This window comes from Rhizobium sp. 42MFCr.1 (genome assembly GCF_000377185.1).
GTDB lineage: Bacteria > Pseudomonadota > Alphaproteobacteria > Rhizobiales > Rhizobiaceae > Rhizobium > Rhizobium altiplani.
The window spans coordinates 59,916-85,252 of the sequence record NZ_KB897833.1; the positions used below are offsets into that span (position 1 = coordinate 59,916).

General features: G+C 58.8%; 29 protein-coding genes and 1 tRNA gene. 10 read left to right on the forward strand and 20 right to left on the reverse strand.

Annotation, left to right across the window (positions count from 1 at the left end):
- Positions 1–19 precede the first annotated feature (19 nt).
- The 3 genes from C934_RS0116750 to C934_RS0116760 are packed head-to-tail and all read right to left on the reverse strand — an operon-like array spanning position 20 to position 1,680.
- Entirely contained in the window at positions 20–598 is a 579-nt protein-coding gene (locus C934_RS0116750) for a cob(I)yrinic acid a,c-diamide adenosyltransferase (RefSeq protein ID WP_018857809.1), read from the reverse strand.
- 24 nt (positions 599–622) lie between these two features.
- On the reverse strand, positions 623–826 hold the full coding sequence (locus tag C934_RS0116755) for a twin transmembrane helix small protein (protein WP_018857810.1): 204 nt from the start codon (positions 824–826) through the stop codon (positions 623–625).
- A gap of 20 nt (positions 827–846) precedes the next feature.
- Entirely contained in the window at positions 847–1,680 is an 834-nt protein-coding gene (locus C934_RS0116760) for an SDR family oxidoreductase (RefSeq protein ID WP_018857811.1), read from the reverse strand.
- Positions 1,681–1,757: 77 nt separating this feature from the next.
- On the opposite strand from C934_RS0116760, the gene C934_RS0116765 reads away from it, so the two are divergent.
- Positions 1,758–2,672, forward strand: coding sequence for a YihY/virulence factor BrkB family protein (locus C934_RS0116765; protein WP_018857812.1), 915 nt, complete (start codon positions 1,758–1,760; stop codon positions 2,670–2,672).
- On the opposite strand, the gene gluQRS is transcribed toward C934_RS0116765, so the two are convergent.
- Complete coding sequence (gluQRS, locus tag C934_RS0116770; RefSeq protein WP_018857813.1) at positions 2,637–3,518, reverse strand: tRNA glutamyl-Q(34) synthetase GluQRS; 882 nt, start codon at positions 3,516–3,518, stop codon at positions 2,637–2,639. The genes C934_RS0116765 and gluQRS overlap by 36 nt on opposite strands.
- Here gluQRS and C934_RS0116775 point away from each other — a divergent pair.
- The gene (locus C934_RS0116775) at positions 3,517–4,203 is read left to right on the forward strand and encodes a DNA-3-methyladenine glycosylase family protein (protein ID WP_018857814.1); all 687 of its coding nucleotides are present in this window, start codon (positions 3,517–3,519) and stop codon (positions 4,201–4,203) included. The genes gluQRS and C934_RS0116775 overlap by 2 nt on opposite strands.
- Before the next feature lie 111 nt (positions 4,204–4,314).
- Positions 4,315–4,872, forward strand: coding sequence for an HNH endonuclease (locus C934_RS0116780; RefSeq protein WP_007790722.1), 558 nt, complete (start codon positions 4,315–4,317; stop codon positions 4,870–4,872).
- Between the two features lie 21 nt (positions 4,873–4,893).
- Here C934_RS0116780 and C934_RS0116785 read toward each other — a convergent pair whose 3' ends face one another.
- The 3 genes from C934_RS0116785 to C934_RS0116795 all read right to left on the reverse strand — a co-directional run bounded on the left by C934_RS0116785 (position 4,894) and on the right by C934_RS0116795 (position 7,898).
- The gene (locus C934_RS0116785) at positions 4,894–5,406 is read right to left on the reverse strand and encodes a disulfide bond formation protein B (protein ID WP_018857815.1); all 513 of its coding nucleotides are present in this window, start codon (positions 5,404–5,406) and stop codon (positions 4,894–4,896) included.
- A gap of 22 nt (positions 5,407–5,428) precedes the next feature.
- The gene (locus C934_RS0116790; RefSeq protein ID WP_018857816.1) at positions 5,429–6,025 is read right to left on the reverse strand and encodes a YqaA family protein; all 597 of its coding nucleotides are present in this window, start codon (positions 6,023–6,025) and stop codon (positions 5,429–5,431) included.
- Between the two features lie 121 nt (positions 6,026–6,146).
- Positions 6,147–7,898 carry a cation:proton antiporter domain-containing protein gene (locus C934_RS0116795; RefSeq protein ID WP_018857817.1) on the reverse strand — a complete coding sequence of 584 codons (1,752 nt, stop codon included), beginning with the start codon at positions 7,896–7,898 and terminating at the stop codon, positions 6,147–6,149.
- A gap of 278 nt (positions 7,899–8,176) precedes the next feature.
- Here C934_RS0116795 and C934_RS0116800 point away from each other — a divergent pair, with 278 nt between their 5' ends.
- From C934_RS0116800 to C934_RS0116810, 3 genes are all read left to right on the forward strand, one after another.
- Positions 8,177–9,307, forward strand: coding sequence for a glycosyltransferase family 39 protein (locus tag C934_RS0116800; protein WP_026371851.1), 1,131 nt, complete (start codon positions 8,177–8,179; stop codon positions 9,305–9,307).
- Positions 9,308–9,667: 360 nt separating this feature from the next.
- Positions 9,668–10,540 (forward strand): Hint domain-containing protein, encoded by an 873-nt coding sequence (locus C934_RS0116805; protein WP_018857819.1) that lies wholly within the window; start codon positions 9,668–9,670, stop codon positions 10,538–10,540.
- Between the two features lie 306 nt (positions 10,541–10,846).
- Complete coding sequence (locus tag C934_RS0116810; protein ID WP_018857820.1) at positions 10,847–11,467, forward strand: hypothetical protein; 621 nt, start codon at positions 10,847–10,849, stop codon at positions 11,465–11,467.
- A gap of 88 nt (positions 11,468–11,555) precedes the next feature.
- Here C934_RS0116810 and C934_RS34690 read toward each other — a convergent pair whose 3' ends face one another.
- From C934_RS34690 to C934_RS0116840, 6 genes are all read right to left on the reverse strand, one after another.
- The gene (locus C934_RS34690) at positions 11,556–11,714 is read right to left on the reverse strand and encodes a helix-turn-helix domain-containing protein (RefSeq protein WP_335327569.1); all 159 of its coding nucleotides are present in this window, start codon (positions 11,712–11,714) and stop codon (positions 11,556–11,558) included.
- Between the two features lie 24 nt (positions 11,715–11,738).
- A complete protein-coding gene (locus C934_RS0116820; RefSeq protein WP_018857822.1) occupies positions 11,739–12,302 on the reverse strand; it encodes a recombinase family protein in 564 nt (187 codons plus the stop codon).
- Positions 12,303–12,486: 184 nt separating this feature from the next.
- Positions 12,487–12,990, reverse strand: coding sequence for a hypothetical protein (locus C934_RS0116825; protein WP_018857823.1), 504 nt, complete (start codon positions 12,988–12,990; stop codon positions 12,487–12,489).
- A gap of 381 nt (positions 12,991–13,371) precedes the next feature.
- Entirely contained in the window at positions 13,372–13,653 is a 282-nt protein-coding gene (locus C934_RS0116830; protein WP_156828758.1) for a hypothetical protein, read from the reverse strand.
- Between the two features lie 139 nt (positions 13,654–13,792).
- Complete coding sequence (locus tag C934_RS0116835) at positions 13,793–14,356, reverse strand: virion core protein, T7 gp14 family (RefSeq protein WP_018857825.1); 564 nt, start codon at positions 14,354–14,356, stop codon at positions 13,793–13,795.
- Positions 14,356–14,772 (reverse strand): hypothetical protein, encoded by a 417-nt coding sequence (locus C934_RS0116840; RefSeq protein ID WP_018857826.1) that lies wholly within the window; start codon positions 14,770–14,772, stop codon positions 14,356–14,358. The genes C934_RS0116835 and C934_RS0116840 overlap by 1 nt, the downstream gene beginning before the upstream one ends.
- A gap of 291 nt (positions 14,773–15,063) precedes the next feature.
- Between C934_RS0116840 and tnpA the strand changes: the two genes are divergently transcribed.
- The 3 genes from tnpA to tnpC are packed head-to-tail and all read left to right on the forward strand — an operon-like array spanning position 15,064 to position 17,461.
- Positions 15,064–15,486, forward strand: coding sequence for an IS66-like element accessory protein TnpA (gene tnpA / locus C934_RS0116845; protein ID WP_018857827.1), 423 nt, complete (start codon positions 15,064–15,066; stop codon positions 15,484–15,486).
- Positions 15,467–15,820 carry an IS66 family insertion sequence element accessory protein TnpB gene (tnpB, locus tag C934_RS0116850; RefSeq protein ID WP_018857828.1) on the forward strand — a complete coding sequence of 118 codons (354 nt, stop codon included), beginning with the start codon at positions 15,467–15,469 and terminating at the stop codon, positions 15,818–15,820. The genes tnpA and tnpB overlap by 20 nt, the downstream gene beginning before the upstream one ends.
- A 51-nt stretch (positions 15,821–15,871) precedes the next feature.
- Entirely contained in the window at positions 15,872–17,461 is a 1,590-nt protein-coding gene (gene tnpC, locus C934_RS0116855; RefSeq protein ID WP_018857829.1) for an IS66 family transposase, read from the forward strand.
- A 409-nt stretch (positions 17,462–17,870) separates the two neighbouring features.
- On the opposite strand, the gene C934_RS33725 is transcribed toward tnpC, so the two are convergent.
- The 5 genes from C934_RS33725 to C934_RS0116890 all read right to left on the reverse strand — a co-directional run bounded on the left by C934_RS33725 (position 17,871) and on the right by C934_RS0116890 (position 22,737).
- Positions 17,871–18,098, reverse strand: coding sequence for a Rha family transcriptional regulator (locus tag C934_RS33725; protein WP_083929862.1), 228 nt, complete (start codon positions 18,096–18,098; stop codon positions 17,871–17,873).
- 358 nt (positions 18,099–18,456) lie between these two features.
- Positions 18,457–18,894: a Rha family transcriptional regulator gene (locus C934_RS32025; protein WP_083929864.1), complete on the reverse strand. Its 438-nt coding sequence runs from the start codon at positions 18,892–18,894 to the stop codon at positions 18,457–18,459.
- Between the two features lie 672 nt (positions 18,895–19,566).
- Positions 19,567–21,150, reverse strand: a complete 1,584-nt coding sequence (locus C934_RS0116880; RefSeq protein WP_018857834.1) for a DUF6538 domain-containing protein — start codon at positions 21,148–21,150, stop codon at positions 19,567–19,569.
- An 83-nt stretch (positions 21,151–21,233) separates the two neighbouring features.
- Positions 21,234–21,318: transfer RNA gene (locus C934_RS0116885), tRNA-Leu, on the reverse strand.
- A gap of 120 nt (positions 21,319–21,438) precedes the next feature.
- On the reverse strand, positions 21,439–22,737 hold the full coding sequence (locus C934_RS0116890) for an MFS transporter (RefSeq protein ID WP_018857835.1): 1,299 nt from the start codon (positions 22,735–22,737) through the stop codon (positions 21,439–21,441).
- 124 nt (positions 22,738–22,861) lie between these two features.
- On the opposite strand from C934_RS0116890, the gene C934_RS0116895 reads away from it, so the two are divergent.
- Positions 22,862–23,446, forward strand: a complete 585-nt coding sequence (locus C934_RS0116895) for a TetR/AcrR family transcriptional regulator (protein ID WP_018857836.1) — start codon at positions 22,862–22,864, stop codon at positions 23,444–23,446.
- Here C934_RS0116895 and C934_RS0116900 read toward each other — a convergent pair.
- Entirely contained in the window at positions 23,443–24,237 is a 795-nt protein-coding gene (locus tag C934_RS0116900) for a class I SAM-dependent methyltransferase (protein WP_018857837.1), read from the reverse strand. The genes C934_RS0116895 and C934_RS0116900 overlap by 4 nt on opposite strands.
- Positions 24,238–24,312: 75 nt before the next feature.
- Positions 24,313–25,293, reverse strand: coding sequence for an aldo/keto reductase (locus C934_RS0116905; protein WP_018857838.1), 981 nt, complete (start codon positions 25,291–25,293; stop codon positions 24,313–24,315).
- Positions 25,294–25,337: the final 44 nt, after the last annotated feature.

Consider the following 25,337-nt stretch of genomic DNA (forward strand, 5'->3'; position numbering starts at 1 on the left):
CACATAGTCGGGAAGGAGCCTACCTGTTTTTTCCCGGAACCCAAAGCACATCCGCATGGCCGCGGTCATTGGCGTGGCGGGCCGCGACAAACAGGAAGTCCGAAACGCGGTTGACGTATTTCAACGCGGCATCGCTGACGACCTCGCCATCCGTGCGGGCAAGCTCGACCATCAGCCGCTCGGCGCGGCGCGCGATCGTGCGGGCGAGGTGAAGATGAGCGGCAGCCGAGTGACCGCCCGGCAGCACGAAAGATCTCAAAGGTTGCAGGTCAGCGTTCAATTCGTCGATGTCGTTCTCGATCCGCGAGACCTGGCTTTCAACGATACGCAGCGGCTCGTGTGCGGGCGGTTTGCCATCGTCCGGCGTTGCAAGATCGGCGCCGAGATCGAAGAGATCGTTCTGGATCAGTGTCAGCATTCGGTCCAGGACCGGCATGCCCTGCATGTGAAGCCGCGCGACGCCGATCGCGGAGTTGGCTTCATCGATGGTGCCGTAGGCTTCGACACGCAGATCGTATTTCAGCCGACGCGGCCCGGAAACCAGGGCCGTCGTGCCGTCGTCGCCGGTCTTCGTGTAGATCTTGTTGAGCCTTACCATGTCTACCCCTTCTTTTTCCCCGCCTTAGCTAGGGCGGCCGCCGCCGGTCAGCCAGAGTGTCAGCATGATGAGGAGCACTGCGATCGCCTGCAGGAGCACGCGCAGCTGCATCAGCTTGTTGGAAAGGTTCGGATTGCCGCCCTTCATCATGTTGAAAAGACCGCGAATCAGTACGATGGCGACAATGCCCATGACAATGATCGCGAGAATATAGGTGACCGTGGACATGCTGGCTTTGGCTTTCCTGATTAGTCCACCCAGCGCATCAGGCGATAGAAAAGGTCTGCAGGCAGCAGCCTTTTCAACACCATGCCCTGCTTTGCCGGCGTGGTTACGGGGTAATGTGGTTTCGGATTGTTCGAGTTCAATGCGTGCTTCAGTACGGTATACACGGCTTCCGGACCAAGCTTATGTCGATTGGGGCGCCCCGAGCCGTCAAGACGCGCAAGCTGGCGGCGGTAATCTGCCGCATGGACCGAGTTCCTGACGTCTATGTGCTCGTGGATTTTTACGAGCGCATTTGCCGTAAAGCGAGACGCAATCGGGCCCGGCTCGATCAGGCTCACGTGAATGCCACTACCCTGCAGTTCCATGCGAAGACTGATGCTGAGGCCTTCGAGAGCGAATTTGGAGGCGGTATAGGCGCCGCGGAAGCGGTACGGCACGACACCGAGAATCGACGAGCACTGGACGATCCGCCCCTGATCACGCTTGCGCATTAGCGGCACGACCTGACGTGTCAACTCGTGCCAGCCGAAGACGTTCGTTTCGAATTGGGCGCGCAGAGCCTCGGTCGGCAGGTCCTCGACGGCGCCGGGCTGCCCGTAGGCGCCGTTGTTGAACAGCGCGTCGATGCGTCCGCCCGTCAGCTCGCTGACGTCGCGCACGAGATCCGAGATCGTATCGGGCCGCGTATAGTCCATGCGGAGGGCCTCGATGCCGTCGGCTTGGAGGGCGGCCAGATCATCGAACTTGCGCACGGTGGCGAAGACCCGCCAGCCATCGGCCTTCAGCGCGCGGGCGCAGTACGCGCCGATCCCGGAAGAGCATCCGGTCACGATGATGGTGCGCTGATCCGACATGGAATGATTCCTGTACAAAATAGGAGTGGTTTCCCATATTCGAACGGGCGACACAACGATCAAAGCCGGGAGACGGAATGCCGAAGATAATGCGCATCTTCTATGATGTGGTCTACGACGCTATCTGCCACCTTATAGAGGATGACGGCTTCGCGATGGCGAGCCATGTCGCGTTGTCGACGCTTCTCGCCGTTTTTCCATTTCTAATCTTTGGGACGACACTGGCGACCTTCCTGGGCGCTGACCAGTTCTCGGACAGGGCGATACATCTCATCTTCGACACCTGGCCCGAGGCGATCGCCAAGCCGCTTGTCGATCAGGTAATCCAGGTTCTGACGATACCGCGCGGCGGCCTGTTGACCGTGTCCGTGCTGGCAGCGGCCTACTTCGCTTCGAACGGGGTCGAGGCGCTGCGCATCTCGCTCAATCGCGCTTATCGTGTCCAGGAAACGCGGCCGTGGTATCTCACCCGCCTGGCAAGCCTTGGTTTTGTCATGATCGCCGTGGTCATTTTCGCCGCCGTCAGCGTCCTGCTGGTGGCGGTGCCGATTGCCCTGAACTACGCGCGCTATTGGTTTCCGCTGTTTGCCGACACGCTCGAGGTTGTTTTCAGCTGGCGCGTCTACGGCACGCTGTTCATGCTGACTATCGGCCTTTTCGTCGTTCACCTATGGCTGCCGGCGGGCCGGCGCCGGGTATTCGACGTGGCGCCAGGCGTGTTGGTAACGCTGCTGCTCTGGCTGGTGGGAGCCCTGATCTTCGCGTACTACCTCGCGACGTTCGCCAATTATACGGCGACCTATGCCGGCCTGGCATCGGTGATGATCGTGCTGATCTTTCTTTATATGGTCGGCGTCATCTTCATTGTCGGCGCCGAGATCAATGCCGCCCTCCTGAAGTTCCGCGTGCGTGCGATCTTCAAGAACAATTTCCTGGGCAGAGGTCAGGCCAAGGCGTCAAAGCCCGACAAGGTGACGGATATCGGCCGGTGACAGGCCGCGGTCGCGAAGTTCGGAAAGCCCCGTGTCGCTTCGGCTCTTCGAAAGCTTGCGTCCGTCCTCATCGGTGATCAGGCGATGGTGATGGTAGACAGGCGCCGGCAGGCCGAGCAGCGTCTGCAGCAATCTATGCACCGAGGTTGAGTGAAAGAGATCGAGCCCACGGACCACATGGGTGATCCCCTGCAGCGCGTCATCGAGGACGACCGAGACATGGTAGCTCGACGGCGCATCCGACCGCGACAGGACAACGTCTCCCCACGCGCCTGGATTTGCGGCGATGGTGCCACGGTCGCCGTATCCTGTTTCCTCCCAGAAAAGAGCCTCGCCGGCAGCCTCCAAAGCCTTGCTCATGTCGAGCCGCCAGGCGTGTTTCACGCCTGATGCGAGAAGCTGCCGTCGGTCGAAATCGGCGCGTTGACGATCGTCGGGGGGATAGAGCGGCGAGCCGTCGGGGTCTCGCGGCCAGGGGGTGCCATTGGCTTCGGCGGCGGCAACGCGCGTCTTGATCTCTCCCCGCGTCATGAAGGCGGGATAGGCGAGGCCGAGGTCGACCAGCCGGTCAAGCGCCGACTGGTATTCGGCGAAATGCTCCGACTGCCGCCGCACGGGTCGTTCCCAGTCTATGGCGAGCCATTCGAGGTCGGCGTAAATGCCGGCCTCGAATTCGGGTGTGCAGCGCGTCAGGTCGATGTCTTCTATACGCAGCAGAAAGCGTGCGCCTGCGGACGCCGCCATGTCTCTGTTCAGAAAGGCAGAAAGTGCATGGCCAAGATGCAGCGGGCCATTGGGGCTTGGCGCAAAACGAAAGACAGGCTTTTGACGGGGAATCGCGGTCATGCTTTCTTCTGCCACGGATTCGATGGGATCGCGAGGAAGCGTGTTGATCATTCGCAGCGACGATGACGTGAGAGAAGGGCTGGAGAAGCTGCTTCACCTGGATCCGAGACTTGCTGCCATTGCGGCCGAGACTGGCCCGCTTCCTTTGCGGCTGCGCGAACCGGGATTCGAGGGGCTCGCGCACATTATTGTCTCGCAAATGGTGTCGAGAGCCAGCGCCGAAGCGATCTGGAAACGGATGCGGCCGAGCGAAGGCGTGCTGACGGCTGATAATTATGTGCTTCTCCATCCGGAGGCCTGGCGGGAGTTCGGTCTTTCGCGCGCCAAGGCCGAAACGCTGTCGCGCATTGCCGAGGCGGTTGCCTCGGGCCGTCTCGACCTTGCAGCGCTTTCTGCGCTGCCGCCCGACCAGGCGCTGGCCAAGCTTACGGCTCTCAAAGGCGTCGGTCCCTGGACCGCCGAGGTCTATCTGATGTTCTGCGGCGGCCATGCGGACGTTTTTCCGTCCGGCGACGTCGCCCTGCAGAACGCCGTGGCTGCGGCATTCGATCTCGGCGCTCGCCCAGCTGCTCGCGAGCTGGCGTTCATGGCGGGTGGATGGTCACCGTGGCGATCGATCGCGGCGAGGCTATTCTGGGCCTATTACGCCGTCAAGCTCGGTCGCGGTATGCTGCCGGTCGACTGAGTGACCGTGCAGTAAATACAAGGATTGATGCCTGAATTTATTAGACTTCACAATGCCGTCACAACCGGCCTAATATAAGAGGGCAGATGCCGAATCGATCAGGAGAGTCCCTTGACGATTGCAGTCTCCCCCCAGGCCCTGCCAGCGCTCGTCCTGAACGCTGACTACAGGCCCCTGAGTTATTACCCCTTGTCGCTTTGGTCCTGGCAGGACGCGATCAAGGCGGTATTTCTCGACCGTGTGAATATCATTGCAGAATATGAGCATTCGGTATCTTCGCCCAGTTTTTCGATGCGGCTTCCGAGCGTCGTCTGCCTCAAGACCTATGTCCAGCCTTCCCGCAACCCGGCCTTTACGCGCTTCAACGTGTTCCTGCGCGACAAGTTCGAATGCCAGTATTGCGGCGAGCACGATGACCTGACCTTCGACCACGTCATCCCGCGTGCCCATGGCGGCGAAACGACATGGCAAAATGTCGTTGCTGCCTGCTCCCCCTGCAATCTGAGAAAAGGCAGCAAGCTGCCGAAGCAGGCAGGCATGTTCCCGAATCAGAAGCCGTACCAGCCGACGGTGCAAGACCTGCACAATAACGGCAGGCTTTTCCCGCCGAACTACCTGCACGACAGCTGGCTCGACTACCTCTACTGGGATAGCGAACTGCAGCCCTGATCAGTCTCTACTCAGACAGGCTCAGGCCGTCTTACGGACGCCGACGAAGGCGAAAGCCGCCAGGACAAGGCTTGTGATCACGTTCCAGCCTGCGAAGGAGAGGCCGAGGACGCGCAACGCGGCGTCTGTGCAGGAGGGGCCCTTGATGCTGTTCAGCTCGCCCAGCAGGTCGCCGGCATTCTGCGTCATGCTGCCTGCCGTCGTGGAGCAGGTCGCCGGTCCTTCCCAGAACTGCCACTCGACACCGGAGTGATAAACGCCCATGCCGGCGCCGACAATCATAAGCATGCCGGCGGCAAGCAGGAATGCCCGGCCGATCCAGCTCGGAAGGCCGACTGCGGAGGCAACCGCGCCGAGGATCGCGACCGGAATGCCGTAATAGTAGGGCTGGCGCTGCAGCAGGCAGAGCGCGCAGGGGATGTAGCCGCCGATATATTGAAAACCAAGCGCAGTTCCGACGACGACCGCCATGCCTAGTGCGAGCACCAGCGAGTAGCCGACGACCGGGCGAGCAAGGGAAAACGAGGCAGGCATGAACGGACTCCGCGCGAATAGCTCAGTGGGCAAGTAGTTTATAGGCAATCCCGAGGGCGATGGCGACGGCGGCAACAATGCCTGTAACCTGTGCAAGGCGTTTCTCGATGAAGTGGCGGATCGGCTCGCCATAGCGGCGCAGCAGCCAGGCGAGGAAGAAGAAGCGGGCACCGCGTGCGATGATCGCGGAAATAACGAAGAAGCCGAGGTTCATGTGAATGACGCCGGCAAGGATCGTCACGACCTTGATCGGCGGCAGATGCGCCAGGCCGGAGGTGACGAGCAGCAACAGCAGGATTTCCCACTCATCGTGGATATAGAGCCTGAGCTGCTCGAAGGCGCCAAGCTTTCCGTAGAATTCCAGAACCGGGCGAGCGATCGCATCATAGGCATAGTAGCCGAGCGCCCAGCCGGCGATGCCGCCCAGGACGGATGCAACGGTTGCGACCAGCGCGTAGCGATAGGCGCGTTCCGGCTTTGCGAGCCCCATCGGCAGGTAGAGAACGTCGGCAGGAACCAGAAAGACAGAACTTTCGACGAAGGCTATAACGGCGAGCCAGACTTCGGCCGATTTCCGGCCCGCGAGTGACATGGTCCAGTCGTAGAGTCTGCGGAGCATTCCGATCCTTTCGCTTCGAGCGCATGAGCTTTATGGGGCGTCTGCGCCGCTGTAAATGCTTGCTGTGTCGTTCGTAGGGTGACGTGCCAAAAATCTTCGTGATCAAACGGCGGCGATGAGCTCAGGAGTCGACGCTGGAGGGCTGATCTGTCTTCTGCCGCATGACGTTCATTTCGGTTCGTTCGCGCGCCATTTCGCTGACGGCCTGACGCAGAACGGGATGCTTTGCCGTGAACATGTTGAAATCACGTCTTTCGAGCACAAAGAACTGGCAGAAATCCACGGCAACGACGTCCGCGGTGCGTCGTCCGCCGCTGAGCAGCGCCATCTCGCCGAAGAACGCGCCCGGCTCCAGCCGGATCGGCTCGCCCGGTAGCTGTACTTCCACTGCGCCCGATGACAGGAAATACATGCCATCGCCTCGGTCGCCCTTGCGCACCACGCGTTCGCCCGGCAAGGCCGATTTCGGCCGAAAGAGGAGCAGCAACTCCTCCTGCGAATCTTCATCGACCTTGGCAAACAGCGGGAAGGTTTCGATAAGTTCTTCCATCTCGAGCTGATGCTTGTGCTCGCGGGCCTCGTTGATCGCTCGGATTTTTTCAAGCTCGCGGCCGAGTGCCTCGTGCCGGCGGCGACCGAAGCGATTGCTGAGCACCGGCCATCTGGTGTGCACATGGGTATGCAGCGCTTCGGCACCCAAGCAGACGAGCGGATTGAGCGTGATCGAAATGATGGCGGATGCGAGGATGATGTCCTGCCCGTCACTTGGCAGCAGCCCGAGAGAAACGCCGAGGCTGGCGAGAATGAACGAGAATTCGCCGATCTGCGCCAGTCCGCCTGACACGGTCAGTGCCATGCCGATCGGATAGCGAAGCATGACGACGATGAGGAAGGAGACGATGGTCTTGCCGACGACAATCAGCGCCAGCGCGCTGATGACAGCCATCGGCTGCCGCACCAGGATCGACGGATCGAACAGCATGCCGACCGAGACGAAGAACAGCACCGAAAAGGCGTTCTGAAGCGGCAGCGAATCGGCTGCGGCCCGATGGCTGAGGTTGGACTCGCTCATCACCACGCCTGCGAAGAAGGCGCCGAGCGCAAACGAAACGCCGAAGACTTTCGCCGAGCCGAACGCGATGCCAAGCGCTATTGCGAGGACCGTCAGGGTGAAAAGTTCGCGCGAACCGGTTCTCGCCACGAGCGTCAGGAGCCAAGGGACGATCTTCGGCCCTAGAAAGATTGCCATGACCGCAAAGGCACCAACCTTCACCAGCGTCAGCGCTATCGTCAGCGGAAGCGGCAGCCCGGCGTTGTGTGCAAGGCCGCCCGCGGTCGCATGACCACCGAGCAATTCGGCGACGGCAGGCAGAAGCACCAGTGCCAGGACCGTGGCAAGGTCTTCGACGATCAGCCAGCCGACGGCGACGCGGCCGCTGGCGGAGTTGAGCAGGTTCCGCTCCTCCAGGGCTTTCAACAGCACAACCGTACTTGCTACTGACAGGCTGAGTCCAAGGACGATTCCCGCCCCAAGGTTCCAGCCCCACCAGCTGGCGAGCCCGATACCGAGCAGGGTAACGGCGACGATCCGCGCGATTGCGCCCGGCACGGCAATCCCGCGCACGGCAAGCAGGTCGGCGGTCGAAAAATGCAAGCCAACGCCGAACATCAACAGGATGACGCCCATCTCCGCCAACTGGCTGGCAAGCTCGGCATTAGCGACGAAGCCGGGCGTCAAAGGGCCCATCACGATGCCTGCAAACAAGTATCCGACAAGCGGCGGCAGACGCACTCGATCGGCGAGATAGCCGAGTATCGCCGCGCAGACGAAACTCACGGCAACTGTTGCAATAAGCGATACTTCCTGATGCACGCGTGCGCTTTCCCTCTTGGCGGGCGCAGTGTGGCCGAAACGCCGAAGAAATTAAACAGTTGATTTGCCGCGTCGGGCCAATTGCTGGGTAGAGCCCGATTGAGGCAGCAATGTTGCAAACGACGAGATGAGAAAGCGTTGCCCTGCGGCAACACCCAGCTTCTGAACGATGCTGGAGAACCCCTGAAATTGCAGGTGAAGCGCTATACTCTCCATTAGAGTAGTTGCATATCTTCGTCCTGAATACTCGTTTAGACCGAGCGCATACGGGGCAGAAGTTGACTGATACTGTTGATAGTTCATACCTTTCCACCCGGCGTGCCACGCGTCTAAGCACACTCCTGCCCGTGCTCCTGCTCGCCACATACTTTAGCGCCAGCTTCGTTCTTCGACTCTTGCGTGGCGGCGATCTGGCGTCCGACGAGGCAGAGCAGATCAGGCTCTCGCATGCCTTGCAACTGGGCTACGGCGACCAGCCGCCGCTCTACGACTGGCTATTCTACTATTTCGCCAAGATCTTCGGCGCCTCTGTCGACACGCTGGCTTTCGTAAAGAACGGGACGCTGCTGCTGAGTTGCATCTTTCTCTGTCTCGCGGCCCGCAAGGTGATGGGCAAGCGCGAAACTGCATGGATCGCCCCCATCGGCTTCCTGAGCCTGCCTGTGGTCTTTCTGCTCTCGCAGCGGGATCTAACTCACAGCGTCGGCGCCTTCGCTGTCGTCGCGTTCTTTCTCTACGTACTGGCATTGATGGCGGAACGACCGTCGACCGGCAATTATGCACTTCTCGGCGCAGCAGCCGGGTTGGGATTCCTTGCCAAGTACAACTTTGCGATCGTCCCGGTCGCGACGGTTGCAGCGCTCCTTCTCGAACCTGGCCTGCGGCGATTGGTCTTCAACTGGCGGCTGGCGGTGACCATCGCGGTTGGTCTCATCGTCGCGGCCCCGCATGTTTATTGGATCGTGACCCATCTGGATTTGGCGACCGGCGACACGCTGAAAAATTTGCGGGCAGCCGCTAGCGCCGGGATGCCCGAGCAAGTGGTTGCGGCCTGGGAGCTGTTGGGAGCGATCGTCAAATGTTCGGCGTTGACGCTCGCTATCCTCGCCATTGTCTATCGTGGCCATATCCGGACGATCCTTGGCACCAGCAGCGAATGGACGAGGGTCATCGGCCGGATGCTCGTCATCAGCATGTTTCTGGTCTACGTGATCATGCTCGCCGTCGATGCGACGATCATGCGTCCGAAGTGGATCTCGATCTTCTTCGTGGCGTTCCCGCTTTATCTGGCATTCAAGGTCGAGGCCTCAGGTGTCCAGGTCCCCGGCGCAATCGGGAAGCTTGTCGCGCTTGTGGGGGCGGTGATCTTTATCTCCCTGGGCGTCGTTTTCGTTGGGAGCTTCCACTAAAGCATGTCATGCGATGCCGCTCGTCTTGCCGAGACGCGGGCGGAGCGGATCGAGCGCTGATCTTGCGTGGCATCTGCCAGTGGCTGCCGCATGCCGGGGTGTGGCAAGTGCGCGAAATTATGACCCTTCGAAATTATCAGACATAGCAATAGCTTACGGGATCGTTATGTCCTTCTCCGCGATGTCTGTCGCGGGCCCGAATTCATCGGCTAAAGCGCGCCTCACAGCCCTTACATTGGACGAGAAGCTCCGGACCCTGGACGAGCACGTTTCGTACTAAGCCTTTCTGCCGACTTAGCGAGAAAAGGTGGAAGGCGTATTATCGATTGTCCAACGCTGTTCGTAGCAAGGAGCGTCAGGATGCCTTATTTCCAAGATCCGAATCTGCCACGCAATACCGCGCGCCGACGTTTTCTGGGAGTGGCGGCCGCTGCCGGCGCTCGCGTTGCAAGCGTGGCAGCCCTTGCAATGGCAGCGTCGTCTTTGCCGGTGAGAGCGGGCCCACGTAACGGGAACGGGAACTCGGGCGGAAATGGCAACTCCGGCGGAAATGGCAACTCTGGCGGAAATGGCAACTCTGGCGGCGGTGCGCAGTGCTTTCTGCGTGGGACGTCAATCCTTACGGATTGCGGCGAAAAGCGTGTCGAGGACCTGCAGACGGGGGATCGCGTTGTTCTTCTGGAAGGAGAAACCAGCCCAATCAAGTGGGTCGGTCGGCAGGTATTTACGAAGCGAGGCGCGTGCTGGCAGGAAGGCGTCGTACCGATTCGAGTGGCACGTGATGCACTGGGCGATGGCACGCCACATTCCGATCTCTACCTGTCACCCGGCCATGCTCTGTTCCTGAATGGCGTACTTATCCGAGTGAAGGATCTCGTAAACGGCACAACAATCGCGCCGATCGCACCGCGCGACGATTTGACGATTGAGTATTACGCCGTTCTGCTCGCGACACACCAAGTAATCCTTGCTGAAGGCGCTGCGGCAGAAACCTTCCACCCCTCGGACAGCAATCGCGATAATTTCGGAAATTTCGCGGAATACGAACGCCTGTATGCTGGTGAGCTACGCGAGCCGATGACATCCTATGCGACGGTTCTGGGCGAGGAAGGCGGCTGGCAACATCTGAAAGCCCTTCTTCTTCTCGGCGCCTCGCCTCTGGTGCCAATGCGTGATCCGTTCGAGGATGTCTGCGAGAAGATCAATGCGCAAGCCAAAGAGCTCTCGGCCTAGACAGGCTGATTTCGAGGTTTTGCGTGCTTGAGACAAAAACGCCAAAGAATAGGAAATTAAATCACTAGCGTTTTGTCGGGATGGTGCCCCATGCCGGGGTCGATACACCATGCTTCATACTGTATTTTCAATAGCTTAGAGCGCCGTCTGTGGTGAGTGCTGTAGCAGTTTGCTGTAGCATTTTCAACCTGCCTTGCGCGGCCTTGGGCGGGTCAAGCCGACCAGCTCACGACGATCAACAGGCTTGCGAATCGGAGTGCAGTATCGTGATCTTCACCCTTGAGAGTTGCGCAGCGGGAGCGAGACGTGGACGACTACAGTAGACTTGATGATGAGACGGTGTGCTTCGCCCTCATAGGTCGATTCATGTTTCACTGGTCGGTGCTTGAACATGCCGTAGATCAGGCGCTGGGCAACGCCCTGAACCTCGACTACATGCAGATGACCGTCTTGTCGGACCACATCAAGTTCATGGACAAGCTTAAGATACTGACCGGTGCGATAACGCTGGCGACGTTCGACGCTTCTCAAAGGAAAAGCTATCACTCCACTATCGACAGCCTCATGCCGCTGTACCGGGATAGGAACATAGTCGCTCATCACCAGTTCGGACCTCTTTCCGGCAAGCGTGGGGTAACCTTCTTCACAAAGCAGACCAAGAAGACCGTAACGCTGACTGAAGAGTTCTGGGCGGTGGAAGAGTGTGTCGCTCGTTTCGTGAAGCTGGGCGAGGCAGCGCACGCCATCCACGAACTCTCGAAGAGCTTGGAGACAGAGAAGCTAAATCTCAATCGCCTCTTCATGTTGAGTACGCCCTATGGCGCTAAGCGTGAACTTAATGAGGAAAGCGGTTCTTGGCTCAGCAAGCTTCGCGGTAGTGGCTTACTCGATCAAGACGATGGGCACCCCAACGACACTGAGGGCTGACGCGGGAGAAGGTCGTGCATGCCCTACGAGCGAGGGTGCCTGAGGCCGAAAACACATAATCAGGGCAGAAGAAACGAACGCCCAAGAATTAGGACACGACCTGACCCGAGACACCTTTAGCCAGTCGAGCCAGCGTAGACCGTGAGCAGCCTGTAGCAGCCACGATGGTGTTCCAGCTCAGGCCGCTCTCAAGCATCTTGACGATGCCTGCATTGCGCTCCTCGTCCTCAGGGCGACGAAAATCCATCATCGCCCCTCGGCAGGTACGCCCTCAATCATCTGCCCTGAGGATGCGGAAGACGCTCGACCGGCTGACCTCCAGTGCTGCGACGATCTGGTCGATGGTCTTACCTTCTGCCTTTAGCTGCCTCACCTCATCGGCCTTACGCTGGGCAGTGGGTGCCCGTCCCCTATACTTCCCGTCCTCCTTGGCTTTGGCGATGCCCTCACGCTGACGCTCAAGCATGATCTCACGTTCGAACTCAGCGATGGAGCCGAGCAGGTTCATCATGAGCTTTCCGGTAGGGGTCGAGGTGTCGATGCTAAGGTTAAGGATTTTTAGTGTTACGCCCTTGGCTTCAAATGCATCCTTGATCTTGACGAGGTCAGCCATCGAGCGGGCCAAGCGGTCGAGCTTGGTGACCACGAACACGTCACCCTCACGGGCATACTCCACAGCTCTCGTCAGCTCAGGCCGCTGCTTATCGACCGATGAAAGCTGTTCTTGGAACACCTTCTCACAGCCCGCAGTCTGCAAATCCCGTAGCTGGGCGGCAAGGCCGTAGGTCTGGTCGAGGGTCGAAGTACGGGCATAGCCTATGACGGTGGAAGGCATGGTAGCGTCGGTCCTTAGCTTCGTTGAAGTCTAAGACCTTGTGACACTGACGGTGCCAAAAGTCAATTACCATTTATATGACACGGTTGAGCGGACCGATCAGATAGATTCACATGAGCAGGGTCTATTGGCACTGCAAGGCATCCACACTCAAGCTGAGGGAGAGTGCCGCCCGCCCTGAAGGTCAGGGGATTTTTTCCAACCGCTCCTTCGCACGTAGGTAGGTGTCTTCTCCGAAGTGGGCCGTGCTTTGGAGTAGCGCGTCCGCCTCACGACCAAGCCCATCACGATCAGATTGGGCGGCTTCCTGAATACCGGCTTGGAAAAACAGAAACGCAAAGTCGAGGTCGTCGTACTTAAGTGCCGGGATAAAGCCGTTGCCGATGCCAAACTCGACGCATGCCAGGTATTCGTACTTTTGTGCCCTGAACGCGCTAAACGACTTCTTCATCTTGATCACAAGAAACGACATGTTCAGGTCGGGGACCACTAACAGCAGCATCCCTTTGGCCACCAGCTTCAGGTAACCGTCAGATGCCGCTCCAGACACTGGGTCGCCCACGTGCATCTGAACCCCGTCTTGCCTGCAACGGCCCACGAACTTCAAGCCCTCGTTGGTCTCGATGGGATCGAAGGGCACGCACGAGTAACGTCCCCAAAGCTCACTCAGCCTAAGCCCCTGCTGCATGCCATCTCACCCCCGTTAGCCCCACGGGCAATCCAGCATACATCAAGCGGGGTTGTAAACCCCTGTAGGTAGGTTGCATGACGGGGGCACCGGGGGAAGCTGGTGATTCCTATTATCTGATTGAGGTCTCGAAATTTTTCGTCGGATATTTCGACCTCCCTTCCGCTGACACTGCTGGATACAGCGACGGAGACTTCCCAAAAAGTGGGGGGGTATGTCAGCGGAAGGGGCAGGCAGGGGCCATCGTTTCAGATCGCCTCATACAGACTTCAGGAAATCGACCGTAGACGCGCGTTCGGCCTCAGGTACCACAAAGGTACCCTGAAAGCTCAAGCGCTCGTCCTTGGTCGGTACCGCATAAGAAAGAATGCAGGTCTGGCGTTAGACCGTGCTGTGTAGCTTCAGGACTTCAGCCACGAGCTGCTTATGAGCAGTCTCGGTCATCAATGCGACGGGGCCGATAAGCCCACCCTGGCTGTCTACCATCAATTCCCGGAACGGGATTTCGAACTGGCTCAGTACTGACCGGTAATCACCGTCGTCATCGACCCGAAGGTCGTAAAGGGAGCAGATATCCTTGGCGAGGTAATGCATTTCACCGTCCAGTTCAGCCATACGGAGGCTGAATGTCGGCTTGTCCTCGTCATGGGGGTCTATGGTCATAGTAGCAATGCGCGGATAGGTCATGGGTTCTCCTTACAGCGTGGGTGAAGCCACGGCTGCTATTGGGTGTGGTGATGGTGAGAGAAGTAGTCGCCAGCTTGACCCTGGCTGGGTAGAAGACCAAGGCTGAACGCCTCGCTCACAAGAAGCTTTTCGTCATCAGGCGAGCTGTTGGGGAGCTGGGATTACGGTCGATGTATCCTTTCGTCTCGTCCATCCCGGCAGCAGCGATCCTCAGACCAGCATCAAAGAAGCTCGGCTTGGCCGCACGCTGAACCGAGTTGATGCGGTCCTGAGCGTTCGTCTGGATGCTCTTCATTTCGGTGTTGAGCTGAGACATCGTCCAGTCGGTGTTCTCGTCGATGCGATCATTCGCCTTAGAGGCACGGCCATCATATTCAGCCAGGAGGGCATCAACGGAGAGACCGGTCACACCAGATTCACCGGCAGCTACTGCGGCTGTTGCCTTGGCAGCGCGGGCTTCTTGGATGTTGTCGTTCTTCTCCTCAGCGCCCTTCACTTGTTCCTGCATCATTCGCTGCTGGGTCTGGACGTACTGGTCGCGAGCGGCCTGTTGGGCGTTGAGGGCGTTCTGTTTGTAGAGCGCGTTCTGCTGATTTGCAGCAGCAACTTCGCCCTGATAGCCAGCGATGGCGGAGACCGAGCTGACCGCGAAGGACACGAGAGCTGCGGGGTTACACATCAGGCAGCCTCCTTCGAGCGTAATTTGAGCCGCTGGACATGGTCGTCCTCCATAGCTCGATACGGAACGATGCGAGGACCGTGAAGCTCACCCTCGGCTACCGTCAGAGCAGCAGCCCTGACGATGTCGCGGACGCGAAGACGGGGATAGGACCGCTCCTCATCCCAGACCTCAAGCGACCCGACATGGCCGAGGGAGACCAAGACGCGGCACGCATCGAGGGAGGGATTGCGGGTCTTCGCGATCAGGAGATGACCGTCATGCAAGACCTCGTAGTATTGACCCCGATGTCCCACCTTCGTGGGCCTGATGGTGATCTTGATCGGGGCGACAAGATCGGAGCTGCTCGCAGCGGGCGTGATCGAAGGCAAAGCTTCGCCACCCTCTGCACCGGCAGCGGCAGTTTCGTTGTGCATGAAATTCTCGTTAGGTTTGGTGATCGTGGTGAGTTCGGACCTCGTGGTCGGATGAAAGCAAAAAGCCCTCCTCATCCCAACGAGGGACCAGAAGGGCCTTGAGGTTCACCAAAACCACGAGAACGTTTGACCGGTCAGAGACTGACCCGTCGCCGCACTCTCAGCAGTCGAGCGTTCGTTCATGAACCGTGCGGGCTATGTTCAGGTGTAAGCGCGAATTTCAGTGCGCCTTTTGAGGCGCAGCGCTCTGAGGCATGAAGTGTCCACCAAAAAATAGGTGGACACCAAATCATGGATGAAGATGCTCCTAAACTGCAGGTGCGGCTTGTTGGTCGCGACGGCCGCCGTCGATATGACCCTGCCTCCCGAGATCAGCTTGTCGCAGCGTGTTTAGAGCCCGGCGTTTCGCTCTCGCGTCTAGCTCTGGAGCACGGCGTCAACGCCAATCTCGTTCGCAAGTGGGTGAGGAGAGCCAGAGAAGATCGTGCTTTGCCTGTGGTCTCGGCGTTCGTTCCGGTTCAGATAGCTGCGGATATGCACTCGTCTTCTGCCAGCGGTCCACTGACGAAGGCGGAGCCGGTCGGCAAACGATCTCATGCATCCAAGGTGAGCGCGGTGCTGCCGAACGGGGTCAGCCTGACGGTGGAGTGCAGCGATGTTGATGGACTGGCGGCGATCATAGGAGCGTTGAGTCATGTTCAGGCTGGGCGCTGACCTCAAGGTCTACCTGCATCGGGAACCGATCGACTTCCGCGCGGGCATCAACAGCCTTGCGGTTCTGGTGCAAGAGGTGATGGAGCTTGATCCCTTTGCTCCCGCGGTCTTTGCCTTTTGCAATCGCCGTCACGACCGGATGAAGCTTCTGTTTTTTGATCGGTCCGGTTTTGTGATGGTGCTGAAGAAATTGACGGAAGACAGGTTCCGTTGGCCCCGCCGGGAGGTGCCGGTCGTTGTGCTGACGACAGAACAGCTTCACTGGATTCTCGACGGCATCGATATCGATGCGATGATCCGCCATCCCGTGCGGCAGTATCAGATCGCCGGCTGAGGATGGCGAATTGCGATTGACGCGCAGGGACGGTTCAGATTCAAGAATCTGATGACTCGCACCGGCGAACCGAGCATTGCAGAACTGATGGCGCAATTGGCAGCCAATGCTGCCGAAATCGCTGCGCTCAAAGCCGAGAAGGAAGCGCTATCGCAGCGAGTCGTCAAGCTTGAGGAGGAGCTGGCGCTTGCAAAGCTGCATCGCTTTGCACCGCGCAGCGAAAAGCACATTGACCGTCTCTTCAACGAGGCCGAAGAGGCTGCGGTCGAGGATGACAGCGAGGAAGGCGATGCTGTCGAGCTTCCAGACACCGGCCTGCCACCGGTAGAAGGTCAAACGGGAAAGAAGCGTGGACGCAGACCTCTGCCGGAAGACCTGCCCCGCGAGCGTGTCGAGTATGACCTCCCCGACGATCAGAAGTCTTGTCCCTGCTGCCAGGGTCAGATGCATCGCATGGGCGAGGCTGTTACCGAGCAGCTCCATATCGAGGTCAAGGCAAAGGTCCTACAGAATGTGCGGTTCAAGTACGCTTGCCGCCATTGCGACCGCACCGGGATCAACACGCCCGTCGTGATCGCACCGATGCCGACGCAGCCCCTGCCGGGCAGCATCGCTACCGCCTCGACGTTAGCCTTCGCGCTCGTCCACAAATACGTCGACGGCACACCGCTTTACCGCGTGGCTCAGACATTCGAGCGGGCCGGTGTACCGATCAGCCGCGGCGCTCTCGCTCACTGGGTGATCGGCTCAAGCGAGAAGCATCTGCACCGCATCTATGATGCCCTGAAACTGCGGTTGCGATCGCAGCCTCTCATTCATGGCGATGAGACGACAGTTCAGGTGCTGAAGGAAAAGGACAAGGAAGCCACCAGCACGTCGTACATGTGGGCGTACCGCAGCGGCGAGGACAGTGACGAGCCGATCGTACTTCTCGACTACCAGCCCGGCCGCGGTCAGATCCACCCGCAGACCTTCCTCGGTGACTACCGTGGCATACTCGTCACTGATGGCTACACGGCCTGGCGCACATTGAATGGCGCCACCCATGTCGGATGCATGGCTCATTCCAGGCGCCGCTTCGTCGAGGCCCTCAAAACCAGGAAGAATGGAGGCGGCCCGCCGGAACAGGCACTCCGGTTCTTCGAGCAGCTCTACCGGATCGAAAAGCAGGCAAGAGACAAAACCCCAGACGCTGGGGAGACGAAGGTCGACTGCATTCGCCGCTTCCGCCAACAGCACAGCTTGCCTGTCCTGAACGCCCTAAAGACGTGGCTCGACAACATCGCGCCAAAGATCGTGCCGGATACCAAGCTCGGCGATGCCGTGTCCTACACCCTGAACCAATGGGATTACCTGACGCGTTACACCAACGACGGCAGGATGCCGATCGATAACAACATTCTGGAACGCGAGATCAGAGTTTTTGCCACCGGAAGAAAATCGTGGCTGTTCAGCGATACCGTCGACGGAGCCAAGGCCAGCGCCGTGATCTACAGTCTGATGCTGACTTGCCGTGCCTGTGGCGTCGACCCGCTCGCCTGGCTACGCCACGTGCTCACTGAGTTGCCGCAGCGGGGCGAAGCGGCCGACATCGGCGACCTGCTGCCATTCAACTTCTCCAAGACTACTGCGGCCGGGTAGAGCGGGATCACGCTACCCCGCGTGGGCGTTCATCAGTCCCGCAGACGTCAATGCGCATCGAAAATCGCGCTTACGTTCAGGTAAGCTTTAGGGAGACCTGAAGAGTAGGTTGAGGTTGTTGTTGATGATGTATTGAAGATATATCCACCATCATCTCATCCATAAAATTCCCATAGAGTAATCCTGATTTCATCAGTCATCTTCTATTCCATCTTTATTTTTTCATGTTGTCTCTCTTGCTTCTTGGTCTTCCCTTAAGTGAGGTGTAATCAGGGGTTGTTTGTTCTTGGTCTCCACACCAGCGAGGTCTTTACGCTCTCCTTAAGAGGGCGGTAATTGCAGTTCGGGTCTTTCTTATGTGGTACCGACCATAGACGAGCGTTCGTGTTTCTCTGGTGTCCGACATCATTCAAGACGACAAACGCGCTGTGGGGTCGACACCCGACAAGAAAGAATCGATGTCTTTCGACGTGGTGGGAATTGCATGCTGCCAGATCGCGGGCAGTTTGAGTTGAGCCTCCATCGCATTGAACTGCTCGATGTAGCGGAGTTTGAAGCTCAGCGCCTTCGCTCCGGTGAAGCGCAGGGCGAGGAGAGTGAAGCCATTATCAAGCGAAGTGAAGAATTGACCCCGCAGATCACTCCACGGGGCTGGAGGCTACCGCTTGCTCAGCGGCGGCTTACGATCACGTAGAAACGGCCCATCCAATACTCGGAGGTTCCAGCCTCGTGTCTTGTGCTGAACCAGCTATCTATCCGTCGATACCGCTCCAACTGAGCGTACACTTCGAATGACCTGAAGCTATGAAAGAAGCTCCATATGATAGCGTAGGGCTTGGCCGTCATGTTGTTGTCTTCGACTGCTGCGGAATGCACTGTGGTATCCCCTGAAGGTGAGTTGCTGAAGTGATGCGTTCCGGCCAGAACGCACCTCTTAGATTCCAGCGACGATTCCGTGTCAATGGGATAAAACATATATTTTTCAAATAATTAACTCACCAGTGACACGATCCAACTTCTGGATTCTTCATCAATGGTTTAGCTGAACTGACCGCCCTCTCGGGGCGCTGCTCGAACTGCTCAGCCCATGCACGAGCCGCGATGGCGGGGTTCGAGAAATCAGGTAGTGAGATGGCTGTGCCCTGTGCCTGCTGCTCCAATTCCATCCAGCGGTCGATGATGCGGGCACGAAGCTCGACGTTGTAGCCAGAGACGAGGATGAGGGTCTCACGCTTGGGGAGAGAGTATTGGGCGCGAAGCTTGTCTTGGGCATCACGGTAGGTCGATCCAAATTTGGATTGGCCTCCGATCTCTTCGAGCATGATGCGGATATCTCGCATGACATGAGCATGTTGCTTGCCAGTCAGCTCAGCGATCTCGCGGCTGGACATGGTGGGGATGGAAGACTGGTTGATGGTGATGATCTGGTTCATTTTAAGAGCTAAGCGCCCGCTCGGGGCTGCGATTTGGAGCAGCACGATCAATCGAACTGAATCGACAGCTTCAGCGCGTGGTGAGACAATCCGTACTCTCGGAAGAGGAGGACATCGCTATGCCGGGAACTGACGACCACGATCAGCGCAAAGCTCAAGACCAAGAGGCAGAGCGTAAGCGTCACGCTGAAGAAAACTCAGCGGAAGACAAGGCTATTAAGGAGCCTGAGAGCGGTTCCTCAAAGGTCGAGGCTGGTAAGATCATCGGTAACGGGTAGCCGCTAAGAAGGCGCACGCCCAGCTCACCATCGATTGATGTCTCGTTCTCTGTCTTCGACAGCGTAGTGCATTGCCTGCTCTCTGCTGCACCCCAGCCTTTGCATGTGATAGTCAATGAGCGACTGCCGCTGCGGCTCTGCCATGATCGCAAAGACCGCTCTGAAGCGCCTCTCGCTCTCTGATAGACTGTCAAGTCGTATTGCAGGAACGCGCAGCCTCTGGAGCAGCGGCGCGAGTAAACAGAAAGCGAAGAACCCAATACCCGCGCCGACCACAGCAGCCATTATGTATTGCATTGCGAACCTCCAGCAATCAAGAGGAGTATCGGCAAATGCTAAATCTGCGACAAGCCGCAACGTTGAAGAGGCTTACCGCAGCCTTAATGCCACGATCTCATGCGTCTGTGATTTCACCGGCAAGAGCTTCCCCTGGCATCTCGCTAATCCCGAATGCCTTCTCCATAGCTCGCTTCAGCCTCACCCTCTTCACCGCGTCTGAGCCGTAGTGCTTCTCGCTCGCACCCACTTTGAGGTGCCCAAGTATCGCTTCCTTATCCGTGGGATGTACCCCGGCAAGGTCGCATCTATCGGCCATGTTGTGGCGTAGAGAGTGAACGACATGTAGTGGATCAGTGCTGATCTTGCGCAGCCACTTCATTAGGGACTGAGAGGCCGTGTTTGGCCCTGTAGGTCCAGAGTAGCGTGGAAACGCGAACAGGTTTGTATCTGCGCCCGTGACTACTTCCCGCGCCGCTGCAAGGGCATCACCGACCAACGGAACATCGCGCTTCGATGAGGCGTTCTTGAGCCGCCGTCCCTTATGCGCGACGATCTTGAGATGTGGCGTGTCTCCATCTACCACAATGTCGGAAACTCTTAGACCGGTGATTTCAGCCATTCGGCACCCTGTGCCCTCAAGTAATCGCCATATGGTCTTGAGGTCGGGATTGGCCCTGTCGAGGATGAGCTTGCGCGTCCCCGTGACAACCTCGTCAGGTAGAGGGACACGGACCTCCTTGTCCGGCACAAGGCTGTTGGGCAGCTCAAGACGAGCGAACGGGTTGTCCATGCTCCTGAGCTTCTTGTCCTTGTAGAGCGAGAAGACGCCCTTCAGGTCGTTCAGATCACGTTGCACCGTGGACGGTTTAATTCCTTCCTTCGACAGCAGGTAATCACGGACCTTGTAGGCGTGGTCGATGGTCCAATCTGGAAGGGCAGGTATCTCGCCACCCAAAGCTTCCTTCACCTGCCGCATCATGGCCTCCAGGCGGGTCTTACGCTTCTTCTGCGCGAACTCGCTGCCTGAAACCCTCTCTGTGATGTAGAAGCCCTTGGCATCCTCCAGCGTGGGCTTTTCCTTCTCAGCAGGTTTTGGGGCTGCTGGAGGGGCCTTGGGGGTCTCCACCACAGCACCGGTATTGCGCTGGCGGCGAACCTCATCCGCTTTGATACGAGCCTTGTAGATTTCCCTGACCACCTTCACCCAGCTCGCGGAGGTTTCGCTGAGGCGAAGATCAACGTTGCTCCATGTCAAAACCTCTGCGGCCTCGTCCAGCATGAAATGCGAAATTCCTCCACGGGCAAAGTCATGCCGATTGTCCGCGTCTAAGGCTTCCAACCACTCAGCATCCTCATCGAAGTCCCGACCCTCAAAGCCGCCCTCACGGGTTTCGTCATCCTCCTCCAACAGGTGGACGAAGTAGGCATCGTGGATGGACTTGAGCTGTCCTTCGTTAAAATCTTCAAGGGCTGGTTCCAGCTGCTTCGCCTGCCGTCTCCTTGCCACTTCGAATAGATCGGTGATCTCCGCGCTCTCCTGACGCAGCCGATCAATGGCTGTGCGTCGGTCCTGAGTGTGGAGAGACTTCCAGATTTCCGCCTTGCCGAACGACCCACGAATGTCGGCCGGTACCGGAGCGCGGAGGTAATAAGTCCTGCCCCTGAGGGTCAGCCAAGGATAAATAGCCACGTCTTCCATGCCTCGCTGTAGCAGTTTGCTGTAGCAGATGGAAGCTTAAGCCGTTGAAATTACAGTATGCAATTGACTTTTTTGAAGATTTTTGGTGCCCCATGCCGGGGTCGAACCAGCACTTCTTTCGAAACTCGATTTTGAGTCGAGCGCGTCTACCAATTCCGCCAATGGGGCAACGGATACCGACGAGGCGGCTGTCTAGCATGCGTTCGCCCGCGCGCGCAAGACGGCGGGCGAAGTTCTCGGGTTGATTTGTTGGAGTTTCCGGCTCGCGACGTGCGGCCGGAAACGGTATCAATGCGCGACCGCGGCGGCGGGTTGATGGACGGCCGACTTCTTCAGCGTGATCGCGAGGACGGAGGCGAGCAGGCAGAAGGCGCCGGCAATGAAGAAGGCGGGCAGATAGCTCTGCAGTTCGGTGCGCGACCAGCCGGCGCCGTAGGCGGCGGTCGCCGCTCCCAACTGATGGCCTGTGAAAACCCAGCCGAAGACGAGGCCCGCCTTTTCGCGACCGAAACGGTCGGCGGCGAGCTTGACGGTCGGCGGCACGGTGGCGATCCAGTCGAGGCCATAGAAGATCGCGAAGATCGACAGTCCGTAGAAGCTGAAATTGCTGAAGGGCAGGAACAGCAGCGACAGGCCACGCAGACCGTAATACCAGAAGAGCAGCCAGCGATTGTCGAAGCGGTCCGACAGCCAGCCGGAGCCGATCGTGCCGAAGAAATCGAAAATGCCCATCACGGCAAGAACGCTGGCGGCAGCCACCGGCATGATACCGAAGTCACCGCAGAGCGTGACGAAATGCGTCTGGATCAGGCCGTTGGTGCTGAGACCGCAGATGAAGAAGGTGGCGAACAGGATCCAGAAGGTCGAGGTACCGGAGATTTCCTTGAGAACCGTGACCGGCGTTGCCAGCATCGCCAGCAGCCCGGATTCGGTTGGCGGCGGTGGCGTGATATGTGCCTCGCCGAAGGCGGGCAGGTTGAGGTCGGAAGGGCGGTCGCGCATGAAGGCCAGTACGATGAGTGCGGCGAACATGATCATGCCGCAGACCAGAAAGACTGTTGCGCGCCAACCGTACCGTTCCGTCAACTCCGCCATCAGTGGCAGGAAGACCAGCTGTCCCGTCGCAGAACTCGCCGACAGCATGCCTACCACGAGGCCGCGATGCTTGGTGAACCAGCGGGCGGATACGGTTGCGGCGAGCACCATTGCGGTCAGCCCGGTGCCGAAGCCGACGACGATTCCCCAGAGCAGGAGCAACTGCCAGAGTTCGCTCATGAAGAGCGAGCCGACGAAGCCGCCGCCGATCAGGACCATGGCGAAGACGATAACCTTGCGGATGCCGAAATAGTTCATGAAAGCGGCCGAGAACGGTCCCATAAGCCCGAACAGAATCAGCCGGACGGCGAGCGCGGAAGATATCTGCGAAGTTTCCCAACCGAACTCGTCCTGGAGCGGCTTGATGAGGACGCCGGGGGCGCCCATCGCGCCAGCGGTCACCAGCATGGTCAGGAAGGTTGCTGCAACGACCACCCATCCATAGTGGATGTTGCGTCGCGCCAGAGATGAAGCAAGTGCAGTCGATACCATGTGGCCGTTCCGTTTTGAGGTTGCCGGAGACTATCGGAAGCTTTTAGATGATGGTCATCATAATTGTTGCGTATTGATGATTGACGTCATATAAATTGTCAAGCTGCCAATTGCGGAGAACCGAATGCGGGTCAGCCGAGAGAAATTTGCCGAGAATCGCGAGAAGATCCTGACGGTTGCCGGGGTGCTGTTTCGCGAAAAGGGTTTCGACGGCATAGGCGTCGCCGAGATCATGAAGGCTGCCGGGATGACGCATGGCGGGTTCTACGGCCATTTCGAATCCAAGGAAGAGCTGGCGCTGGAAGTGAGCCGCGCATTGATCGAGAAGGTGAAGATTCGCTGGAACGAGATCATCGCGTCGGCGCCGGAGCGGCCGTTCGATGCGCTGCTCAATCACTATCTGTCGCGCTGCAGCGTCGACGACCCAGGCGGCAGCTGCGTTTTCGCCTCGCTTGCCCAGGAAGTCAGTCGCAGTCACGGAGCGATGCGCGAGACATTCAACGATGGGCTTTCGATGCTCGTTGATATTCTGTCCAAGATTGTGTCCGGCAAGACGCCAGAGGAACGGCGCGAGAAGGGCTTTACGACGCTTTCAGCGATGATGGGTGCGGTGATCCTGGCGCGAGCCGTCGAGAGCCGTGAACTCTCCGACAGCTTTCTCTATGCGACTCGCGATGCACTCTCCCTTGAGAACAGGACCGAAGGCTAGCCGCGGCGTGCAATCAGGCCGCCGATCTCCACCACCTCCAGGAAGCTGCCCTCGGGCGAAAGCTTGAGGAGGGTGGCGCGAAGCTCGGCCTCGAAGGCTGCCGTCCTTTCGCCAAGCGCCTGTGGCGATGTCACCGAGGTCGAGAAGGCGCGGCCGACGATATCGTCGAGGCCGAGCTTGCGCTCCCTCACAACGGAGATCCGCTCCAGATCACCGAAGGGCGAGCGAAGGAGGATGCTTTCATGCTCAATCCAATCCGGGCTTTTCCGCCGTTCGCGATTGGCATTGCGCTCCGGTGCGAAGCTCTCGGCGATCTCGTTGACGGCCTGCCGCCAGTCGGGCGTCGAGGAGATGTGGCGATCGCCGAACAGCACCACGCAACCGTCAGTCACGGTGATTTCATCGAGAGCCTTCAGCGTCTCCAGGCGGTCCATCCAGTGAAACGAACGCCCCATGACCGTCATCTTGAGCGGCGCAAAGCGCGGGCCGAGATCGTATGAAGAGCCCTTGATGAAGGTGACGTTGACACCGACGGCGGCTGCATCCGTCCGCGCCGCCTCCAGCATTTCCGGTTCCGGATCGAGGCCAGTGACCGTTGCTCCGGCCAGCCGCACGAAAGCAATGCCGAGCTGACCGGGGCCGCAACCAAGGTCAAGCACACGCTCGCCGGCCACGAGGCCGGCGCGCTTGGCAACCTGCCCGATGAGTTGATCGGGATAGGGAACGCGATAGCGCGTGTAGTAGGCGGCCGTGGATTGAAAGCGGCGCGCTTCGAAGGGGATCGTCGTCATGGCAATATCCTTGAACGGAAGTGGCCGCGGTCGCCGGCTCAACGCCCGCGACCGGCAACTCTCCAAACTGTCGCGTTATTTGAAACCTTCGACCCTGTGGGGAACATAGGGTTCCTCGAGCGCGGCGACGTCTTCTGGGGCCAGCTTTACGGACAGTGCGGCGACGGCGTCGGCCAAGTGCTTGGCTTTCGACGCGCCGATGATCGGCGCCGTGACGGCGCCCTTCTGCAGGATCCAGGCGGTCGCAATCTGGGCACGGGAGACACCATGTTTTTCGGCCAGCTTTCCGACAACGCCGATGATGGTACGATCGGCGTCTTCCGCCTGCTTGTAGAGCGTCTTGCCGAATTCGTCCGTCTCGCTGCGGGTTGTCTTCTCATCCCAGTCGCGCGTCAGCCGACCGCGGGCGAGCGGGCTCCAGGGAATGACGGCGATCTTCTGATCCTGGCAGAAGGGCAGCATTTCGCGCTCTTCCTCCCGGTAGAGCAGGTTCAGATGATCTTGCATGCTGACGAATGGCGTCCAGCCATTGGCGCGCGAGGTATAGAGCATCTTGGCGAATTGCCAGGCATACATGGAGGAGGCGCCGATATAGCGCGCCTTGCCTGCCTTCACGACATCATGCAGGGCTTCCAGCGTTTCTTCGATCGGCGTCGTATAATCGAACCGGTGGATCTGATAGAGGTCGACATAGTCGGTGCCAAGGCGACGCAGGCTGTTGTCGATCTCGTCGAAGATCGCCTTGCGCGACAGGCCGGCGCCGTTCGGCCCCGGACGCATGCGGTTAAAGACCTTGGTCGCGAGCACGATCTCGTCCCGCTTTGAAAAGTCCTGGATCGCGCGCCCGACGATCTCCTCCGAGGAGCCGTCCGAATAGGTGTTGGCGGTGTCGAGGAAGTTGATGCCGAGATCGAGCGCCTGTCTGATCAATGCCCGGCTGTCTTCTTCGCCGAGTGTCCAACTGTGGTTGCCACGGCCAGGTTCGCCGAAGGTCATGCAACCCAGGCAGATCTTCGACACTTCCAAGCCAGTGCCGCCAAATTTGACGTAATCCATGAAATTGCTCCAAACGAGTCGCTACCCAGCGCCCTTTGATCTAG

What these genes read in the sequence shown, in the direction of transcription:
- C934_RS0116750 (WP_018857809.1), bottom strand. Translation starts at nt 598, where the DNA reads ATGGTAAGGCTCAACAAGATCTACACGAAGACCGGCGACGACGGCACG.
- C934_RS0116755 (WP_018857810.1), bottom strand. Translation starts at nt 826, where the DNA reads ATGTCCACGGTCACCTATATTCTCGCGATCATTGTCATGGGCATTGTC.
- C934_RS0116760 (WP_018857811.1), bottom strand. Translation starts at nt 1,680, where the DNA reads ATGTCGGATCAGCGCACCATCATCGTGACCGGATGCTCTTCCGGGATC.
- C934_RS0116765 (WP_018857812.1), top strand. Translation starts at nt 1,758, where the DNA reads ATGCCGAAGATAATGCGCATCTTCTATGATGTGGTCTACGACGCTATC.
- C934_RS0116775 (WP_018857814.1), top strand. Translation starts at nt 3,517, where the DNA reads ATGCTTTCTTCTGCCACGGATTCGATGGGATCGCGAGGAAGCGTGTTG.
- gluQRS (WP_018857813.1), bottom strand. Translation starts at nt 3,518, where the DNA reads ATGACCGCGATTCCCCGTCAAAAGCCTGTCTTTCGTTTTGCGCCAAGC.
- C934_RS0116785 (WP_018857815.1), bottom strand. Translation starts at nt 5,406, where the DNA reads ATGCCTGCCTCGTTTTCCCTTGCTCGCCCGGTCGTCGGCTACTCGCTG.
- C934_RS0116790 (WP_018857816.1), bottom strand. Translation starts at nt 6,025, where the DNA reads ATGCTCCGCAGACTCTACGACTGGACCATGTCACTCGCGGGCCGGAAA.
- C934_RS0116805 (WP_018857819.1), top strand. Translation starts at nt 9,668, where the DNA reads ATGCCTTATTTCCAAGATCCGAATCTGCCACGCAATACCGCGCGCCGA.
- C934_RS34690 (WP_335327569.1), bottom strand. Translation starts at nt 11,714, where the DNA reads ATGGATTTTCGTCGCCCTGAGGACGAGGAGCGCAATGCAGGCATCGTC.
- C934_RS0116820 (WP_018857822.1), bottom strand. Translation starts at nt 12,302, where the DNA reads ATGCCTTCCACCGTCATAGGCTATGCCCGTACTTCGACCCTCGACCAG.
- C934_RS0116825 (WP_018857823.1), bottom strand. Translation starts at nt 12,990, where the DNA reads ATGCAGCAGGGGCTTAGGCTGAGTGAGCTTTGGGGACGTTACTCGTGC.
- C934_RS0116830 (WP_156828758.1), bottom strand. Translation starts at nt 13,653, where the DNA reads ATGACCATAGACCCCCATGACGAGGACAAGCCGACATTCAGCCTCCGT.
- C934_RS0116835 (WP_018857825.1), bottom strand. Translation starts at nt 14,356, where the DNA reads ATGTGTAACCCCGCAGCTCTCGTGTCCTTCGCGGTCAGCTCGGTCTCC.
- C934_RS0116840 (WP_018857826.1), bottom strand. Translation starts at nt 14,772, where the DNA reads ATGCACAACGAAACTGCCGCTGCCGGTGCAGAGGGTGGCGAAGCTTTG.
- tnpA (WP_018857827.1), top strand. Translation starts at nt 15,064, where the DNA reads ATGGATGAAGATGCTCCTAAACTGCAGGTGCGGCTTGTTGGTCGCGAC.
- tnpB (WP_018857828.1), top strand. Translation starts at nt 15,467, where the DNA reads ATGTTCAGGCTGGGCGCTGACCTCAAGGTCTACCTGCATCGGGAACCG.
- tnpC (WP_018857829.1), top strand. Translation starts at nt 15,872, where the DNA reads ATGACTCGCACCGGCGAACCGAGCATTGCAGAACTGATGGCGCAATTG.
- C934_RS32025 (WP_083929864.1), bottom strand. Translation starts at nt 18,894, where the DNA reads ATGAACCAGATCATCACCATCAACCAGTCTTCCATCCCCACCATGTCC.
- C934_RS0116880 (WP_018857834.1), bottom strand. Translation starts at nt 21,150, where the DNA reads ATGGAAGACGTGGCTATTTATCCTTGGCTGACCCTCAGGGGCAGGACT.
- C934_RS0116890 (WP_018857835.1), bottom strand. Translation starts at nt 22,737, where the DNA reads ATGGTATCGACTGCACTTGCTTCATCTCTGGCGCGACGCAACATCCAC.
- C934_RS0116895 (WP_018857836.1), top strand. Translation starts at nt 22,862, where the DNA reads ATGCGGGTCAGCCGAGAGAAATTTGCCGAGAATCGCGAGAAGATCCTG.
- C934_RS0116900 (WP_018857837.1), bottom strand. Translation starts at nt 24,237, where the DNA reads ATGACGACGATCCCCTTCGAAGCGCGCCGCTTTCAATCCACGGCCGCC.
- C934_RS0116905 (WP_018857838.1), bottom strand. Translation starts at nt 25,293, where the DNA reads ATGGATTACGTCAAATTTGGCGGCACTGGCTTGGAAGTGTCGAAGATC.